This is a genomic window from Micromonospora sediminimaris, from assembly GCF_016863575.1.
GTDB lineage: Bacteria > Actinomycetota > Actinomycetes > Mycobacteriales > Micromonosporaceae > Micromonospora > Micromonospora sediminimaris.
On record NZ_BOPD01000027.1, the window covers coordinates 1 to 16,940 of the forward strand.

Below are 16,940 nucleotides of genomic sequence, written 5' to 3' on the forward strand. Positions count from 1 at the left end.
CTGAGGAAGCGCGTACGCGCTCCGAGACGGACCTCCGGGCGGCTCACCTGGTTGATCTCGCCGGAGGGCGTCGGGCGGCGTACGGGACCGGTGGCACGTTGACCTGGCGCATCCCCGCCGGCATCACGAACAACTGGCGCTTCTCGATCGCGTCCCCGTGCCGGTCGAGCTGGTAGCAGTCGATCCACGTCCAGCCGTGCGGCGGGTGCCGGTCGGTCAACTCGCGGATCACGCGGACCAGGATCGGCGCGTGGAACTGCGGGGACGCCGCCCGGCTCAACAGATATACGCCGGGCTTGACGGTCGGAGTGCCGTCCTCCCGCCGGCCGGTCACCGGCCATCGCTGTGGGGCTGTCGTGCGGGCACGCGTGCCTCCTCGTCGCCAGGAGATCTGGGAGGGGCCGCCCCGGTAGGTGCTCGCCCGACGGGGCGGCCCCGACAAGCACGTCCAGCGAGTTCGGGGGAGTCTCCACTGGCTCGTGCCGTCCTGGTTTCCACCTTTCCGGCGCGTGGCTGCCGCATACACCGCGTATCGGAGTGGATGCTGAGTGTCCCCGGACGCTCAGGAAGGACTGCGGAATGAATCGTGCCGTCGTCGCCGCCATGACCGAGGCGGGTGAAACCGCCGACACCCTCGCGGAGCGGGTCGGTGTCGACCCGAAGACCGCCGCGCGATGGGCCAGCCATGGACGCATCCCGCGTCCGCAGACCCGGCGGCGGGTCGCCGAGGTGCTCGGACGCGAGGTCACCGAGCTGTGGCCGGACGTCCTCAAGCGGCGCGAGCCGGCGTGGTTCCGGCGGTGGGTGGACATCGAGCGCGAGGCGGTGGCGCTGCGCTGGTTCGAGCTGACCTGGGTGCCGGGCCTGCTCCAGACCGAGGCGTACGCGCGGGCGACCCTGGCCGGAGAGTCGCTGACCACCGACGACGTCGGGCGGTTGGTGGAGGCTCGCCTCCAGCGCCAGGCCATCCTGCGCCGGGACAACCCGCCGATGCTTGTGGTGGTGCTGGACGAGCTGGTGTTGCGCCGGTCCGCCTACGGCGACCGGGCCCTGATGCGTGAGCAGTGCGAGCACCTGGTGGCGTGCGGCGCGCTGCCCACCACTTCGATCCACGTCGTGCCCGCGTCGGTGGGGATGTATCCCGGGCTGGGCGGGCCCCTCATCCTCGCCGAGCTGGACGACGGCAGCGTGCTCGGGCACGCCGACAGCCAGACCGAGGCGAAGATCGTCGATCAGTCCGCGGAAATTGCTACCCTGGGCCGCAGGTGGGAACGCATCCGTGGCGAGGCGCTGTCACGGACGCAGTCCCTGACACTCCTCAGGGAAGCGGCAGCATCATGGACATGACCGGCGCGCAGTGGCGCAAGAGCAGCAAGAGCGGCAACAACGGCGGCGCTTGTGTCGAGGTCGCCGACAACCTTCCCGGCGTCGTCCTGGTCCGGGACACCAAGGACCGGGCCGGCGGCACGCTCAGCTTCCGACCAGCGGCGTGGCGCGGCTTCGTCGAGCTGGCAAAGGCCGCCCGCCCGACCGCCTGACGTACCTCGGGAAGCCCCCGGCCGCCCGGCCGAGGGCTTTCCCGCTGTCTGCGTCGACCAGGTGCCCGTCTCGATCTGAATCAGCCCTGCCGCCCATCGGATCTGTGGCAGTGCAGGTGTCCGACACGCCGGGGTGGGGTTGCTGGGCTGCCACGGATCGGGCGGCCGGCGGCCTGGGTCAGACGGGTTGGGTGCGCAGGTAGCGGCCGAAGTGCGGGACGGTGAAGGCGACCGTGCCGCGCTCCCCGGAGTAGATCAGCCCCTTCTTGATCAACGCATCCCGGGCTGGGGAGAGGCTTGCGGGTTTGCGGCCGAGGGCCCGGGCGATCTCCGAGGTCGGCACCGCGGCGTCCATGTCGTCCCGGCCGCCGCCGTCGGTCTCCGCTTCGACGAGCGAGAGCGTCGCCATCGCGCGCATGTACTCCCGCTCGGCGGGAGTGGCCCGCTCGAAGCGGGAGCCGAAGAAGCCGACGGCCAGCTCCGCCTCGGCCTCCGGTGCGGCGACGCGTACGTCGGCCGGGGTGATCGGTGACCGGGGCGCATGATCCCAGGTGGCCTTCCCGTACGCCTGCACGAAGTACGGATACCCGCCGGACTTCTCGTAGAGCAGATCGAGGGCCTTCGCCTCGTACTCGACGTCCTCCCGCTCGGCCGGCGCGCAGAGCGCGTGGTCGGCGGCGATCCGGTCGAGACGGTCGATGCGTTGGTAGCGGAACAACCGCTCGGAGTACGACTTCGCCGCGCTCAGCACCGCCGGCAGGTGCGGCAGGCCGGCGCCGACCACGATCAGGGGCGCGCCGAGCTGCGAAAGCTCGTGGCAGGCGGCGCAGAGTGCGGAGACGTCCTCCGGGCCGAGGTCCTGCATCTCGTCGATGAAGATGGCGACGCCGGTGCCGACGTCGCTGGCGACGGAGGCGGCATCGGTGAGCAGCTCCACCAGGTCGATCTCGATGTCGCCCGAATCGGCCCGGCCGCTGGCCGCCGGTACGTCGATGCCGGGCTGCCAACGGTCGCGCAGTTTCGGAGCGGCCCCGCCGCGACCGGTCGGAGCGCCCCGTTGGGCGAAGGCCTTGAGCACCCCGAGGAAGGCGTCGATCCGCTCCGGTGCCCGGTGCCTCGGTGCCAACTCCCGGACTGCCATGTGCAGCGCGGCGGCGATGGGTCGGCGCAGCGACTGATCCGGTCGCGCTTCGATCTTGCCGCTGCCCCAGAGCCGGTTGATGGCCTGGGAGCGCAACGTGTTCAGCAGGACGGTCTTGCCGACGCCGCGTAGCCCGGTGAGCATCAGGCTGCGTTCCGGCCGGCCCCGTGCGATGCGTTCCAGCACGATGTCGAAGACGTCCAGCTCCCGCCCCCGCCCGGCGAGTTCGGGCGGACGCTGGCCGGCACCCGGCGCGTACGGGTTGCGGACCGGATCCACGCATCGCAGAGTATCGGGCCGTCTAGAGGAGAGGCTAGACATGGATAGACGGCGGTACCGGCGTGTTGCCCTCGACCAAAAACTAGTGCTGTCTAGCCTCCAAGCTAGACAGCACTAGTTTTGGCAATCGGTAGTCAGTCGCGCTGCTTGAGGCAGAGCACGAAGTCGAGCGAGTCCAGCTCGCTGTCGTAGAAGTACCAGTTGGTGTAGCCGTCGACCCCCGCGCACTTCTCCTCGGCATCACGCTCGCCGCCGGTCTTACCGTCGAAACGCCGCAGCACCTCGTACGACCTCGGCGCGCACTCACTGAGCAGCAGCCTGGGCTTGCCGCCGGCTGCGGCGTCGTTGCGTACGCACTGCCCGGCCTGCACGAAGCGGGGGTCGGCGGAAGGTGCGGTGGCCGGATCGTCGGGCGGGGCTTCCTCGCCCTGCGGGTCCGGCGTGGACGCCACCTCCTCGGTCGGTGCGGCCACCGGAGTCGGTGTCTGGTCGTCCCGCCCGACCAGATAGAACGCCGTCGCACCGCCCAGCACCAGCACCAGGACCACCGCCAGCACGACGAGCATCCGGCCGCGTCGACGCTGCGGCGGCGGTGTGGGGGCGCCGGCGTACCCGGTTTCCGCATCGTGCTGATAGGCGGACTGCGCCCAGGTATCCGGCGGAAGGTGTCCCGACCCGGTCGTGCCGTACCGGCCGCCGCCGTGCCCGGCGGCGTCGTAGGACTCGCCGGACCGGTAGCCCTGGCCGCCTCCGTACCCCTGGCCGTAGCCCTGGTCCTGGCCGTACCCCTGGCCGGGCTGTGGCTCGGGCCATGGCTGCTCGCCGGGCTGCGGCTCGTGCCACGGCTGCGGGCCTGGGCCCGGTGGTCCGTAGTTCGCCATGCGCACGCCCTCCTGAGCCGTCCCGTGAAGCCGGTGGGTGGCCGGTCGACCACCGGCACCGCCAACCGTCACCGTAGTGCCTACGGCAGGTCACCGGTGCCACACTGCCCGGCCGGTCGGCAACCCGATCGCCCTCCGTCAGATCAGGCGTAGCTGGCGGTCCTTGGGTCGCCGGGGGCCCTCGCTGTCGCCGAGGCGTTCGAACAGGCCCGGGTCCACCACGTCGAGGAACGGCGACGGGCGGCAGTCCCGCTCCGATCCGTGCCGGAATCGGCGGGCGGCGTGGCTGACGTAGAGCCGGTCCTGGGCACGGGTCAGCCCGACGAAGAAGAGTCGCCGTTCCTCGGCCACCGCGGCCTCGTCGGGCGTGGTCCCGGGCCAGCGCAGCGGCAGCAGTCCGTCCTCGGCACCGACCAGGAAGACCACCGGAAACTCCAGCCCCTTCGCGGCGTGCAGGGTCAGCAGGGTGACCGCCTCGGCGCGTGGGTCGAGCGCGTCCACCTCGGCGCCGGTGGCGAGCTGGGACAGGAACATCTCCAGGTCGTCACCGCAGCGACGGGCCAGCGGTGTCAGCAGGTCGACGGCGGTCCGGACATCCTCCGGGCGTACCCCGCCGGACCCGTCCAGGGTCGGGGCGGCGAACCGGTCCGCGAGCACCTGGCCGGCGAGGCGTACCCGCGCGGGCAGGGCACCCTCCACACCGGGGGCGTGCCGCAGCTCACGAGCGATGGCGGCCACCCCGGGACGGTCCCGCAGCCGGTCGTGCGAGCGCTTCTGCACCGGGATGTTGGCCCGGGCCAGGGCGTCCACGATCGGCGCGGCCTGCGAGTCGGTGCGGTACAGCACCGCGATGTCCGAGAAGGACAGCGCGGTCGACCGTCCGTCGATCCGGCCGGAGTCCAGCGACCGGTGGGACAGGCCGCCGACCAACTCGTCCACGGTGCGTACCACGAAATCGGCCTCGTCGGCGACGGAGGCCGCGGCGTACCGGCCGACAAGCGGCGCCTCCGGGTCGAGCCGGGCCGGATCCAACCGGCGACCCCGCACCAGCGATGACGGCGCGATGGCCTGCACCGCGGCGGCCAGGATCGGCGCGGAGGACCTGTAGTTGCGGTTGAGCCGGACCAGACGGGCGTCAGTGAAGTCCTGCGAGAAACGCAGGAAGTACCCGACGTCGGCGCCCCGGAAGGAGTAGATCGCCTGGTCCGGGTCGCCGATCGCGCACAGGTTCCCGTCGACCGGACTGAGCAGGCGCAACAGCTCGTACTGCACCGCGTCGACGTCCTGGTACTCGTCCACGAAGATCCACTGCCATCGCTGCCGGTAGCTGTCGACCAGCCGCCGGTCCTCCCGCAGCAGCGCCACCGGCAGGGTGAGCAGCTCGTCCAGGTCCACCAGGCCCTGCTTGCGCAGCAGCGCGGTGTAGCGGGCCGGGTCGTCTCCGGCCTCGGTCCGCGCGGCCGTCCGCTCCGCGTCGTCGGCGATCCGGAAGTCGTCGGGCAGGCCGGCGGCTTCGGCGTGCTCGCGCAGAATGGTCAGCCCGAGCGAGTGGAAGGTGCCGACTGTGACGTCCTCGGCGACCGGGCCGAGCAGGCCGTCGAGGCGGTGTCGCAACTCCTCCGCGGCCCGCCGGGTAAACGTGATGGCCAGGCATCGCTCGGGGAAGACGTTCAGCTCAGCGCAGAGATACGCGATGCGGTGGGTGAGCGTCCGCGTCTTGCCGGTGCCCGGACCGGCGACGATCAGCAGCGGACCCCCGGGTGCCGATGCGGCCACCCGCTGCATCGCGTCGAGCCGGTCGAGCAGGCCGGTGCCCACCTCCTCCATGCCGGCGAGCATCGGTTCGAACGGTTCGTGCGGGGAGGGCGCCGGCGCGATCGGCGGTGCCGGGGCCGCCGGCTTCCGCTTCGGCTCGGGCTTAGCCGACGGACGCTTGACACCGGCTGCCGTCCTCGCCGCAGCGCCCGCCTTGGCCGTGGTCTCCGAAGGCCGCCGTTGGGCGGGCACCGGCACGTCGAACAGCGTCTCCTGCCCGGCGGACACGCCAGCCCCGCCGCTCAGCTCGGCCGGGTCGAACAGGGTGATCACGCCGTACTCGCCGTCGTACCCCGGCACCCGGCGGACCTCGCCGCGACGGAGCCGGCCGATCGCCTCGGTGAGCAGTTCGCCGCCGACCCGGCCGATCTCCTCCAGCGGTACGCGCGTCAGGATCTCCAGCTCGGGGCCGAGCGCGGCGACCAGCTCGGTCAGCTTCCCCTCGACCCGCTTGGAGCGCGGACCGACCTTGTTGATCTCTCCGAGAATCTCGGCGAGCTGGATCAGGTGGGTCACCTCGGGAGCGTGCTGCGGCCGGTAACCCTCGGGCCGGTCGGCCAGCTCCTCGACCCGGCTGAGTACGCCCACCGTCAGCGGTTTGCCGCACTCCGGGCAGCGTCCGCCGGCCTCCCGGGTCCGCTCCGGTGCCCAGTTCACCCCGCACAGCCGGTGGCCGTCGGCGTGGTACTTGCCCTCCTCCGGGAAGAACTCGATCGTCCCGGCCAGCCCGACACCGGTACGCAGCGCCTCCCGGATGCCGAAGTAGTCCCGGGCCGAGGCGAAGACCGTGGCCTCGCGGGCGAGCGCGGGCGGCGAATGGGCATCGGAGTTGGAGACCAGCCGGTAGCGGTCCAGGCTGCCCACCCGCCAGTTCATCTCCGGGTCCGAGGAGAGACCGGTCTCCACCGCGAAGATGTGGTCGGCCAGGTCGGCGTAGCAGTCGGCGATCGCGTCGAAGCCGGACTTCGAGCCCAGGGCCGAGAACCACGGGGTCCAGATGTGCGCCGGTACGAGATACCCGTCCCCGCTCGCCTCCAGCGTGATCTCCAGCAGATCGCGCGAGTCCAGACCGAGGATGGGGCGACCGTCCGAGCCGAGGTTGCCGATCCGGCCGAGCGCGGCGTTGAACCGGCCCACCGCGTCCAGATCCGGCAGATAGATCAGGTGGTGGACCTTGCGGGTCCGGTCGTCCCGCTTGTAGATCGTGGAGATTTCCACGCTGAGCATGAACCGGACCTGATCGCCCTCCGCCTCGCTGGCCAGCCGGGGCGGCAGCCGACGGGCGATGTCCCGCTCCGCCTCCGGTGACAGCCGGTACAGGCCCGGCTCGGCGGGATGCAAGGTCTCCTGCAGGTGGTCGTACCAGGCGGGATGGGTGAAGTCACCGGTACCGAGGACCGCGATGCCCTTGCGCCGCGCCCACCAGCCGAGGTTCGGCAGAGTCAGGTCGCGGCTACAGGCCCGCGAGTACTTCGAGTGGATGTGCAGGTCCGCGACGAAGGGCGTAAGGCCACCGGGGGGTACGGCGCTGAACGGGGGCACGCCGCATCCTGTCACGACCGGCCGCGCTCCCGCGCGTCGCCACGCGTGAAGGTGAGCTGCGCTATGCCGAACGAAGCTCGACCAGGGTGACCTGAGGCTCCGCGCCGACCCGTACCGGCGGCCCCCAGAAGCCGGCGCCGTTTGTCACGTAGACCTTCGTCCCGTCCACCTCACCGAGCCCTGAGACGACCGGCTGTTCGAGCCGGACCAGCAGGTTGAAGGGAACGATCTGGCCGCCATGGGTGTGGCCGGACAGTTGCAGGTCGACCCCGTACCTGGCCGCCTCCAACGCGGCGACCGGCTGGTGCGCCAGCAGCACCACCGGTCGGGACGGGTCACGGTCGCCCAACGCCGCGTCGTAGTCAGGCGGCGCGGAGACGCCGTCGCCGACGGCGGAGACGTCGTTGACGCCGGCCAGGTCGAGCACTCCGCCACGGGCGGCGATCTCCAGCCGCCGATTCTGGAGCACTCGCAGCCCGAGCCGGTCCACCTCGGCCACCCACTCCTCCACCCCGGAGTAGTACTCGTGGTTGCCGGTGACAAAGTAGCTGCCATGGCGTGCTCGCAGGTCGCGCAGTGGTGCGGCGTCGTCGCCCAGCTCGGCGACCGTGCCGTCGACGAGATCGCCGACCACGGCGACAATGTCGGCGTCCAGCCGGTTGATCGCGGCCACGATCCGCTCGGTGTGCGCCCGGCCGGTCAGCGGGCCGATGTGGATGTCCGAGACGGTGGCGATGCGCAGACCGTCCATGCTGCGGGGCAGCTTGGCCAGCGGGATCTGCACCCGGTCCAGCCGGGGCGGCCCCAGCGCGGTGCGTACGCCGTAGCCGACCAGGCCGGTGGCGGTGAGCCCGGCGAAGATCGCGGCACCACGGGCGAGCAGCAGGCGGCGGCCCGGATCGTGGTCGGGGCCGACGGCGCCGGCGGCCGGTCGCTCCGTCGTGCCGTCGGCGGTCGGCTGGGCCGGTGCACTCGGCGCGGCCGGCTCCTCGGCCGCGGTCGCTTCGTCGGCGGACGGCCCAGCAATGGGCGTGGCGGCCGGGCCGACCAGGACCGGCTCCGGGGCGGCCAGGGTCGACCGGCGGCGCAGCGCCAGCCGCGTCACCAGCATCGGAACTTCCAGCACGACGAGCAGCACCAGCAGGTAGAACATCAGCGCGAGCCAGAGGTAGCCCGGCCAGGCGAGCCAGTACATCCCGGCCCGGGTGCCGAGCATCGTCGCCGGCACCAGCAGGGCCAGCACCACGGCGGTGACCGTGCCGGCCCGCCGCCAGCGCCCGGCGGTGGTGGTGTCCTTCACCAGGCGTTTCCACAGGTAGAGATGGATCAGCCCGGTGATCACGGCCAGGGTGGTGACGAAGCCGAGTACCGCGAACACGTGGGATCCCCCTCAGCCGCCGGCGAAGGGAGGCAGGACGTCGATCGTCGCCCCGGCCGGCAGCGGCTGCTGCCGATCATGACAGGTCACGCCGTCGATCAAGAAACTCGACACCGCCAGCACCGATACCAACCGTCCGCCGTGCCGCTCGGCCAGCTCCGCCAGCAATTCGTCGAGCGACCGGCCCGCGGTGGTGGTCTCCTCAGCGCGGCCGGCCGCAGCCCGAGCCCCAGCGAAGTAACGGACGGTGACGCTGGCCATGGTCAGCCTCCGATGGCCGACATCGGCCGGGTCGGTTGCAGGAAGGACGGGTCGTCGATGCCGTGCCCGGCCCGCTTGGTAAGCGTCGCCGCCCGCCAGCGGCGGGCAAGCTCCTCGTCGTCGGCTCCGGCCCGCAACGCGCCGCGCAGGTCCGACTCGTCGGTGGCGAACAGGCAGTTGCGGATCTGCCCGTCGGCGGTGAGCCGGGTCCGGTCGCAGTCGCCGCAGAAGGGCCGGGTCACCGTGCCGATTACGCCGACCCGGGCCGGACCACCGTCGACCAGCCAGGTCTCGGCGGGGGCGGTGCCGCGTTCGGTCGGGTCAGCGTCGAGGTCGTACGCGGCCCGCAGCGTGGCCAGGATCTCGTCTGCGGTCACCATGGCCGCCCGGTCCCAGCCGTGCTGGGCGTCCAGCGGCATCTGCTCGATGAACCGCAATTCGTAGCCGTGGTCGAGGGCGAAGCGCAGCAGCGCCGGCGCCTCGTCGTCGTTGACGCCGCGCATCAGCACCGTGTTGATCTTGACTGGGGTTAGCCCGGCGGCGGCCGCGCCGGCCAGGCCGGCCAGCACGTCGGCCAACCGGTCCCGGCGGGTGAGCCGGGTGAAGCGTTCCCGGTCCAGCGTGTCGAGTGAGACGTTCACCCGGTCCAGACCGGCGGTACGCAGCGCGGGGGCGAGCCGGTCAAGGCCGATGCCGTTCGTGGTCAGGGATATCCGGGGTCGCGGTTCGAGGGCCGCGACGGCTTCGACGATGCCGACCAGGCCGGGGCGGATGAGCGGTTCACCACCGGTGAACCGCACCTCGTCGACCCCGAGCCGGCACACCGCGACCCGGATCAGCCGGACCACCTCGTCGTCGGTGAGCAGCTGCGGTCCGGCCAGCCAGGGCAGACCCTCGGCGGGCATGCAGTAGGTGCAGCGCAGGTTGCACTTGTCGGTCAGCGACACCCGCAGGTCCCGGGCGACGCGGCCGTACCGGTCGACGAGGCCGGTGGGCGGGGGCAGGCTCACCGGTCGACGGTAGCGCGACCCGCCCCGCTCAGGGCGTCCCGGGCGCTCCTGGTTACCGAATCGCGGTATGCCGCACCGAACAGCGCGGTGTGCACGAGCAGCAGATGCAGTTGATGCAGTGGCACCCGGGCTCGCCACCCGTCGGCCAGCGGCCAGCTCTCCTGGTACGCCGCCATGATCCGGTCGTGGTGCGGAGGGCCGCCGAAGAGCGCCAACTGGGCCAGGTCGGTTTCCCGGTGCCCGCCGTGCGCCGCCGGGTCGACCAGCCAGACCCGGTCGTCATCGCCCCAGAGCAGATTGCCCGGCCAGAGGTCACCGTGGATGCGGGCGGGCGGCTCGTCAGCACCGAACTCGCCGATCCGGGTGATGACCTGCTCGACCAGGGTGGCGTCGGCGCTGGTCAGCGCACCCCCGTCGACCGATCGGCGCAGGTAGGGCAGCAGTCTGGTCCGGGCGAACCACTCCGTCCACGGGCCGTCGTGGGGCGTGTTGTCCGCCGGCAGGGCACCGATGAACCCCGGCCACCGCGCGCCGAACGCATCGGCACCATTCCGGTGCAACTCAGCCAGCTCCCGCCCGAAACGGTCGGCCGCCTCAGGAGTCGGCTCACCCGGGTCGACCCATTCCAACGCCAGCAGTTCCGGCAACGCGACAAGCACCTCCGGTACGGCGACGGCATCGGCCTCGCGCAGCCACCGCAGCCCGGCCGCCTCGGTGGCGAAGAAACCCTCCGGCACCGGCCGCTCCGCATCTTCCGGCCAGGTCTTGGCGAACACCGAGTGACCGTCGTCAAGGGTCAGCCGGGCAGCCGCACAGATGTCGCCGCCGGACACCGGCGTCTCCCGGATCCGCTGATGGGTCAGGAAGGTGGGCAACTGCTCCGGATGCGCCCGCAGGTACGCCAGATCCATCCCCGCAACGTATCGCTAACCGACAGCGATCACGTGCATCGCGTACCCCTCGTACCGTTTCGGCTCGGTCGGCGCTCAGACAAGTGACGGTCGATCGGGCGTGAGCTGCGAAACTACGTTGTGTAGCTGTGGATAACCGGTGTGTCGTCCACAGGGGCAGCGCCGCCCGATCCCTGGCTCGCAGGCTGCCTGCATGAACTCGACCGAGCTGCCCCGACTGTCCGTACGCTCTCCCGCTGACCTCATCGCCGCCGTGCCGTATCTGCTCGGCTTCCATCCCGCCGACAGCATCGTGGTGGTGGCGCTGTCCGGTAAGCGGATCGTCTTCGCCGCGCGCGGCGATCTACCCGGCGACGCCGACCCCTACGAGCCCGGTCAGCACATCGCCGCGGTGACCGCCCGACAGGGTGCCGACTCGGCCACCGTCGTCGGTTACGGCCCGGCCGCCCGGGTGACCCCGGCGGTGGACGCCGTCCGGGCCGCGCTGGCCGAGGCGGGGCTGGCCGTGCTCGACGCGCTCCGGGTCACCGACGGGCGCTGGTGGTCGTACCTCTGCGAGGAGCCGGAGTGCTGCCCGCCGGAGGGCACTCCGTACGACCCGCAGGCCAGCGCGGTGCCGGCGGCGGCGGTCTTCGCCGGACAGGTGGCCCTACCGGACCGGGCGGCACTCGCCGCGCAGGTGGCCCCGGCCGGCGGGGAGGAGATGCGGCACGCGGTCGACCGGGCGCAGCAGCGGCTCACCGACCTGTTGGCCGCCGCCCCCGCCACCGATCTGCTCGGCGCTCGGGCGCTCCGGGCGGCCGGCACGGCGGCGCTGCGGGCCACGGTGCGGCGGCACCGCGCTGGCGAACGGCTGACCGACGACGAGGTGGCCTGGCTCTGCCTGCTCCTGACCCACCTGCCGGTACGCGACCACGCGTGGGAACGCACCGACGGCCGGGACGAGGACGTTGCGTTCTGGGCCGAGGTGCTGCGCCGGGCCGACCCGGAGCTGATCGCCGCTCCGGGTGCGCTGCTCGCGTTCGCCTCCTGGCGCGACGGGCAGGGCGCGTTGGCGGCGGTGGCGTTGGAACGCGTGTTGGCCGAGCATCCCGACTACTCGCTCGCCGTGCTGCTGGACGATCTGCTCCGCCGGGGAGTGCCGCCGTCCCGGCTGGACGGCTGGCCGGCGACAGGTCTGCCGAGAGCGCGGCGCCGGGCGAGGCGACGCGCCCGACGGCGCCCTCGATGACCGTCTCTGCACCGGGGTCACCGCTCCGGCGGCGGTGCCGGATAATCGCCGCATGTCCGAGCTTGCCGCCGGTACGGCATGAGCGTTGCCCTGCTGCTGTCCCTCGTCGGCCTGGCGCTGGTGGACAGCACCAGCATCGGCACCCTGTTCATTCCGGTGTGGCTGCTGCTCGCTCCGGGGCCGGTGAGCGTCCGGCGGGTGATGATCTACCTCGGCACCATCGCCGGCTTCTACTTCGTGGTCGGGTTGCTGCTGTACTTCGGTGGCAGCGGCTTGGCCGAGTTGCTGGGCGGTGCGCTGGACAACCGGCCGGTGCTCTGGGGTCAGCTGGTGCTCGGGGTCGGCCTGTTCGTGCTGAGCTTTCGTTACGACGGCAAGCGTGGCACCGGTACGGGTCGGGTGTTGCGCTGGCGTGACCGGGTGACCGCCGGTGACTCGTCGGCTCGTTGGCTGGTGGGGCTGGCGCTGTTCGCGGCGCTGGCCGAGGTGGCGACGATGCTGCCGTACCTCGGCGCTCTGGGCCTGCTCACCACCTCCGGCCTGGCCGTGCCCACCAGCGTGGCGCTGCTCGGCGGCTACTGCCTGGTCATGGTGGTGCCGGCGATGCTGTTGCTCGGTGCTCGGGTGGTCTGGCCGAGTTGGGTGGAGCCGGTGCTGGCCCGGCTCAACGCGTGGATCGTCCGCACCTCGGGCAGCATGCTCGGCTGGGTTCTGGGCATCGCCGGCTTCCTGATCGCCCGCGATGCCGCGGCCCGGCTGGAGCTGTTCGAGATGCTGGCCAACCGCTGACGGTGGCCGCCAGGAGCGGAATCAGGCGATGACCCGGTGGCCGCCGGTGTAGACGTTCATCGTCCGATCCCGTAGGAACCCGACCAGGGTCATTCCCGCCTCGGTGGCCACGTCGACCGCGAGCGTGCTCGGTGCCGAAACCGCGGCGAGCAGAGGAAGACCGGCCATCCAGGCCTTCTGGGTCAGCTCGAAACTGGCCCGGCCCGACACGAGCAGCACCTGACCGCTCAGCGGCAGCCGGTGTTCGCGTACCGCCCAGCCCACCACCTTGTCGACCGCGTTGTGCCGACCCACGTCCTCGCGCAGCACCACCAGCTCGCCGTCCGTGGAGAACAGGCCCGCGGCGTGCAGCCCGCCGGTGCGGTCGAACCCCCGCTGCCCGGCCCGCAGCCGCTGCGGCAACTCGGCCAGCAGCTCCGCCGGCACGCTGAGCGGATCGTCGCGGACGTCGAAGATCGACCGGGTACGCACCGCGTCGATGCTCGCCTTGCCGCACACCCCGCAGGCGCTGGTGGTGTGGAAGTGCCGGGTCGCATCGGCGACCGGGTCCGGTACTCCGGGAGCGAGGGTCACGTCGACCACGTTGTAGGTGTTCGGGGTGTCGGTGCCGGCACACAACTGCGCGGTGGACACGTCGTCCGCGGAGCGGATCAGCCCCTCGTTGAACAGAAAGCCGATGGCCAGGTCGAGGTCGGCACCCGGGGTACGCATGGTGACGGTCAGCGGCGGACGTGGCCCAGGTCCGGCGGGACCGACCCGGATCTCCAGCGGCTCCTCGGCGGCGATCGTGTCCGGCCGCCGCACCCGGCGCCGGCCGGCGCCCGTCGCGTCCAGATCCACCCGCACCACACCACGCCGATCCGAAGCCCGTCCCACGTCCCCCATCCTGCCCCGCATCGCCGGACGTCCTCCACGCCGCCCTCGATCCGTGCCCGGCCACCATGACTGCCGCCGGGGCCGGGCCGGCGGCTAGCGTGGTGCCATGACGGCGTACGCGGCGGTGGTGCTCGCGGGTGGTGCGGGGCGTCGGATGGGCGGGCGGGACAAGCCGGCGTTACCGGTCGGCGGGGTGCCGATGCGTGAGCGGGTGCTGTCCGCGGTGGCCGATGCGTCGCCCCGGATCCTGGTCGGCCCCGGACCGGCGATCACCGGAGTGCGGCTGACCCGGGAGGTGCCGCCTGGCGGCGGGCCGGTGACCGCCGTCGCGGCCGGGCTGGCCCTGCTCGACACCGAGGTACCGGCCGTCGCCCTGCTCGCCGCCGACCTGCCCCTGCTGACCCGGTCAGCTGTCGGCGGCCTGCTGGACCACCTGCACGGCACCGGCTACGACCGCTCCCGGTCCGCCGGAACGGCGAGCATGGAAAGGCCGGGTTCGGCGGCGTTCGACGGGGCCTGTTACGTGGACCGGTCGGGGCGGCGGCAGACGCTGTGCGGGGTGTGGCGGCCCGCCGCGCTGCGGGCCGCCCTGGATCGACTGAGGGGTCGGCGCGGCGGCGACGTGACCGGTGCACCCCTGCGGGAACTGCTTGCCGGCCTGATCGTGCGCGAGGTGACGTGGCACGGTGACGGCCCGGAGCCCTGGTTCGACTGCGACACTGAGCGTGACCTACGCCGGGCGGAGGAGTGGACGCGATGACGGTGCTGGACGACTGGGTCACGGCCGCCTGTGCGGAGCTGGGTCTCGATCCGACGCAGGTGCCGGTGCCGACCGTGCTGGATCTGGCCCGGGACGTGGCGCACCAGGTGCTGCGGCCGGGTGCGCCGGTCACCGCGTACCTGCTCGGTCTGGCCGTCGGGCGGGGCGCGGATCCGGCCGTGGCCGTGGCCCGGCTCTCCGGGCTGGCCGCCACCTGGCCGGTGGAACTGGGTGGCGAACCGCACTCCCGCGTCGACCCGGCCGGACCCGACCACGGCTGACCGCTCCCGGAGGTTGTCCGATCACGGTCCGCGCTGATCCGTGCCGGCAGCCTGCTGGGTAGGGTGACCGGAACGGACGGAGGCGATCATGACGGCTGACCACCCCTCGGCGCCGCCCGGCACGCCGGTGCACCACGAGTCGATCCTGCTCGACGAGCCGAGCACGGCCGACCTGCGGGCGAAGGTGACCCAGGCGTGGCGGGATTTCGCCCGGGCGCTGGCGGAGCGGCTGACCACGCTGCCGCCGGGCGCGGAGGTGGCGTTGACCCTCGACCCGACCGCCTCCGGCACCGACGACGCCGTCTACTCCGTCTATGTCGAGGTGAGCAGCGACGGCCGGTTCGCCGCCCGGGCGGTGGGCAACGCCACCCTGCCCCAGGGATACCGGCTGGACCGTGCGGCGGTCGCCGACATGATCGCGTTGGGCTGGTCACCGCCGGGCGTGGTCGCCGGTTCGGGGGACCAGTTCGGCTTGGACTATTCGGCGGACGAGGCGACCCGGCTGGCCGCGCTGCTCTCCCGCACACTGCGCGACATCTACGGTGCCCCACATCCGGCTTTTCTCGTCTACGCGATCGAGGACGGCGAGGGTGAGCCGATCCCCGGAGAGGCGCTGGGTACCGCCCGCAGTGCAGCGAACCTGGCGCGGGAGATCGGCACCGAGCTTGAGAAGGCGCTGGCCGCAACCGACGAGGCCGATGCCGACACCGAGGTGCTGGATCTGGCCGAGCGGGTCCGCACGGTCGTCTCGACCATGCTCAAATCGGACTCCGACCGGCTCCAGGTCGACTCCGACGGTGACATCAACATCCGCGCCGGATCAGCGATGGTCTTTGTCCGGGTGCGGGACAATCCGCCGCTTGTCGACGTCTTCTCTCCGGTGCTGACCGAGGTCGAGCCGACCGAGCGGCTGTACGTCAAGCTCTCCGAGCTGACCAACCGGATGCCGATCGGCCGGCTCTACTGCGCCGACGACACCGTGTGGGCGTCGATCCCGGTCTTCGGTCGCAATTTCCAGCCGACCCACCTGATGCTGGCGGTACAGGTGATGACCGGGCTCGCGGACGAGCTGGACGACCGTCTGCACGGCGAGTTCGGCGGCAAGCGGTTCTTCGGCGAGGGAGACAAGCCGGGACGCGGCGAGCATCGCACCGGCATGTACCTCTGAGCGCGGTCAGCGCACGTCGAGCAGGGTCTTGCCAACCGTCGAGCGGGCCTCGATCGCCGCGTGCGCCTCGGCCGCCCGTGCCAGCGGGAAGCGCTGGCCGATCACCGCGCGCAGCCGCCCGGCCGCCCCCTCCGCCAACGCCCGTTCGGTGTACGTCCGCAGCTGGGCGGGGGTCGACGTCGGGCGGACCAGGGTCACGCCCCGCTCGGCGGCGGACTCCGCCTCGATGCCCGCCCACTCGCCGCTGGCCAGGCCGAAGCTGAGCATCCGACCACCCGGGTCGAGCAGCTCGAACGCGTCCCGCCCGATCGGGCCCCCGACCCCGTCGAAGACCACGTCCACGGCACCGGTCGCCGACCGTACCCGGCCAACCCAGTCCGGCGCCCGGTAGTCCACGGCGATCTCGGCACCCAGCGGGGGTAGCAGCTCGACCTTGCGCGTACCGCCGGCGAGCCCGACCACCCGCGCTCCGGCACCGGCCGCGAGCTGGACGAGCAGGCTGCCCACCCCACCGGCGGCGGCCTCGACCAGCACCCGGTCACCTGGTTTGAGCTCGGCCGCCTCCGCCAGCAGCAACGCCGTACGTCCGTCGGCGAGCAGGGCCACCGCCTGATCGAGCGGCATCCCGTCCGGTACCGCCACCGGCAGCGCCGCGTCGACGACGACCCGCTCGGCGTACGCGCCGGAGCCGCCGGTGCTGCTGACCACCCGCCGACCGACCAGTCCCGAGTCGACGCCCGGCCCGACGTCGCTGATCACACCGCCGACCCCGTTACCCGGAATCACCGGCAGCCGCGCGCCGGACGGGCCGAAGCCGGTCGCCCGGAACTGGGTCTCCACGAAGGTGATGTTCGCGTGCACCACGTCGATCAGCACCTGTCCCGGCTCGGGAACGGGATCGGGCGCGGTGCCGGGCACCAGCTTCTCCGGCCCGCCGAACTCGTGAATCCACACCGCGCGCATGTCTCCCCCTCACCGCCGCTTCCCACCGGAGTCGATCAGTTGAAGCGTGGTTGAGGTCAAGGCGGGTGGGGCCCGGAAACCCCGAGAAACCGGACCCCACCCGCGCGGGAGGAAGG

16 protein-coding genes and 1 pseudogene are annotated in these 16,940 nt (G+C 72.2%); 7 read left to right on the forward strand and 10 right to left on the reverse strand.

Annotated elements, in window-relative coordinates; genetic code table 11:
• Positions 1-43: 43 nt before the first annotated feature.
• Positions 44-334, reverse strand: coding sequence for a hypothetical protein (locus tag Vse01_RS21105; RefSeq protein WP_093410882.1), 291 nt, complete (start codon positions 332-334; stop codon positions 44-46).
• Positions 335-579: 245 nt separating this feature from the next.
• On the opposite strand from Vse01_RS21105, the gene Vse01_RS21110 reads away from it, so the two are divergent.
• Together Vse01_RS21110 and Vse01_RS21115 are read left to right on the forward strand one after the other, a co-directional pair.
• Complete coding sequence (locus Vse01_RS21110) at positions 580-1,347, forward strand: helix-turn-helix domain-containing protein (protein ID WP_093410880.1); 768 nt, start codon at positions 580-582, stop codon at positions 1,345-1,347.
• Complete coding sequence (locus Vse01_RS21115) at positions 1,338-1,538, forward strand: DUF397 domain-containing protein (protein WP_093410878.1); 201 nt, start codon at positions 1,338-1,340, stop codon at positions 1,536-1,538. The genes Vse01_RS21110 and Vse01_RS21115 overlap by 10 nt, the downstream gene beginning before the upstream one ends.
• A gap of 178 nt (positions 1,539-1,716) precedes the next feature.
• On the opposite strand, the gene Vse01_RS21120 is transcribed toward Vse01_RS21115, so the two are convergent.
• The 7 genes and pseudogenes from Vse01_RS21120 to Vse01_RS21150 all read right to left on the reverse strand — a co-directional run bounded on the left by Vse01_RS21120 (position 1,717) and on the right by Vse01_RS21150 (position 10,756).
• Positions 1,717-2,958 carry an ATP-binding protein gene (locus Vse01_RS21120; protein ID WP_093410876.1) on the reverse strand — a complete coding sequence of 414 codons (1,242 nt, stop codon included), beginning with the start codon at positions 2,956-2,958 and terminating at the stop codon, positions 1,717-1,719.
• Between the two features lie 134 nt (positions 2,959-3,092).
• Positions 3,093-3,347 (reverse strand): annotated as a pseudogene (locus tag Vse01_RS29845) (LppU/SCO3897 family protein); the annotation flags it as partial.
• Positions 3,348-3,977: 630 nt separating this feature from the next.
• Entirely contained in the window at positions 3,978-7,196 is a 3,219-nt protein-coding gene (locus Vse01_RS21130; RefSeq protein ID WP_093410872.1) for a UvrD-helicase domain-containing protein, read from the reverse strand.
• A gap of 61 nt (positions 7,197-7,257) precedes the next feature.
• Entirely contained in the window at positions 7,258-8,574 is a 1,317-nt protein-coding gene (locus tag Vse01_RS21135) for a metallophosphoesterase (protein ID WP_093410870.1), read from the reverse strand.
• Positions 8,575-8,586: 12 nt separating this feature from the next.
• Positions 8,587-8,835 (reverse strand): MoaD/ThiS family protein, encoded by a 249-nt coding sequence (locus Vse01_RS21140; RefSeq protein ID WP_093410868.1) that lies wholly within the window; start codon positions 8,833-8,835, stop codon positions 8,587-8,589.
• Positions 8,836-8,837: 2 nt separating this feature from the next.
• Positions 8,838-9,845, reverse strand: a complete 1,008-nt coding sequence (gene moaA / locus Vse01_RS21145) for a GTP 3',8-cyclase MoaA (RefSeq protein ID WP_093410866.1) — start codon at positions 9,843-9,845, stop codon at positions 8,838-8,840.
• Positions 9,842-10,756, reverse strand: a complete 915-nt coding sequence (locus Vse01_RS21150; protein WP_093410863.1) for a fructosamine kinase family protein — start codon at positions 10,754-10,756, stop codon at positions 9,842-9,844. Before Vse01_RS21150 ends, moaA begins: the two co-directional genes overlap by 4 nt.
• Positions 10,757-10,949: 193 nt before the next feature.
• Between Vse01_RS21150 and Vse01_RS21155 the strand changes: the two genes are divergently transcribed.
• Positions 10,950-11,987, forward strand: coding sequence for a DUF4192 domain-containing protein (locus Vse01_RS21155; RefSeq protein ID WP_093410861.1), 1,038 nt, complete (start codon positions 10,950-10,952; stop codon positions 11,985-11,987).
• Between the two features lie 78 nt (positions 11,988-12,065).
• On the forward strand, positions 12,066-12,776 hold the full coding sequence (locus Vse01_RS21160; RefSeq protein ID WP_093410859.1) for a GAP family protein: 711 nt from the start codon (positions 12,066-12,068) through the stop codon (positions 12,774-12,776).
• A gap of 21 nt (positions 12,777-12,797) precedes the next feature.
• Here Vse01_RS21160 and fdhD read toward each other — a convergent pair whose 3' ends face one another.
• Complete coding sequence (gene fdhD, locus Vse01_RS21165) at positions 12,798-13,652, reverse strand: formate dehydrogenase accessory sulfurtransferase FdhD (protein ID WP_093410857.1); 855 nt, start codon at positions 13,650-13,652, stop codon at positions 12,798-12,800.
• A gap of 106 nt (positions 13,653-13,758) precedes the next feature.
• Between fdhD and mobA the strand changes: the two genes are divergently transcribed.
• The 3 genes from mobA (at position 13,759) to Vse01_RS21180 (ending at position 15,861) form a co-directional block, all read left to right on the forward strand.
• The gene (gene mobA / locus Vse01_RS21170; RefSeq protein ID WP_093410855.1) at positions 13,759-14,412 is read left to right on the forward strand and encodes a molybdenum cofactor guanylyltransferase; all 654 of its coding nucleotides are present in this window, start codon (positions 13,759-13,761) and stop codon (positions 14,410-14,412) included.
• Complete coding sequence (locus Vse01_RS21175; protein WP_093410914.1) at positions 14,409-14,693, forward strand: DUF6457 domain-containing protein; 285 nt, start codon at positions 14,409-14,411, stop codon at positions 14,691-14,693. Before mobA ends, Vse01_RS21175 begins: the two co-directional genes overlap by 4 nt.
• Before the next feature lie 88 nt (positions 14,694-14,781).
• Positions 14,782-15,861, forward strand: coding sequence for a T3SS (YopN, CesT) and YbjN peptide-binding chaperone 1 (locus Vse01_RS21180; RefSeq protein ID WP_093410853.1), 1,080 nt, complete (start codon positions 14,782-14,784; stop codon positions 15,859-15,861).
• A gap of 6 nt (positions 15,862-15,867) precedes the next feature.
• Here Vse01_RS21180 and Vse01_RS21185 read toward each other — a convergent pair whose 3' ends face one another.
• Entirely contained in the window at positions 15,868-16,824 is a 957-nt protein-coding gene (locus Vse01_RS21185; RefSeq protein ID WP_093410851.1) for a zinc-binding dehydrogenase, read from the reverse strand.
• Positions 16,825-16,940 lie beyond the last annotated feature (116 nt).

What these genes read in the sequence shown, in the direction of transcription:
- Vse01_RS21160 (WP_093410859.1), top strand. Translation starts at nt 12,066, where the DNA reads ATGAGCGTTGCCCTGCTGCTGTCCCTCGTCGGCCTGGCGCTGGTGGAC.
- Vse01_RS21110 (WP_093410880.1), top strand. Translation starts at nt 580, where the DNA reads ATGAATCGTGCCGTCGTCGCCGCCATGACCGAGGCGGGTGAAACCGCC.
- Vse01_RS21155 (WP_093410861.1), top strand. Translation starts at nt 10,950, where the DNA reads ATGAACTCGACCGAGCTGCCCCGACTGTCCGTACGCTCTCCCGCTGAC.
- Vse01_RS21115 (WP_093410878.1), top strand. Translation starts at nt 1,338, where the DNA reads ATGGACATGACCGGCGCGCAGTGGCGCAAGAGCAGCAAGAGCGGCAAC.
- Vse01_RS21150 (WP_093410863.1), bottom strand. Translation starts at nt 10,756, where the DNA reads ATGGATCTGGCGTACCTGCGGGCGCATCCGGAGCAGTTGCCCACCTTC.
- Vse01_RS21140 (WP_093410868.1), bottom strand. Translation starts at nt 8,835, where the DNA reads ATGGCCAGCGTCACCGTCCGTTACTTCGCTGGGGCTCGGGCTGCGGCC.
- Vse01_RS21175 (WP_093410914.1), top strand. Translation starts at nt 14,409, where the DNA reads ATGACGGTGCTGGACGACTGGGTCACGGCCGCCTGTGCGGAGCTGGGT.
- mobA (WP_093410855.1), top strand. Translation starts at nt 13,759, where the DNA reads ATGACGGCGTACGCGGCGGTGGTGCTCGCGGGTGGTGCGGGGCGTCGG.
- Vse01_RS21180 (WP_093410853.1), top strand. Translation starts at nt 14,782, where the DNA reads ATGACGGCTGACCACCCCTCGGCGCCGCCCGGCACGCCGGTGCACCAC.
- Vse01_RS21185 (WP_093410851.1), bottom strand. Translation starts at nt 16,824, where the DNA reads ATGCGCGCGGTGTGGATTCACGAGTTCGGCGGGCCGGAGAAGCTGGTG.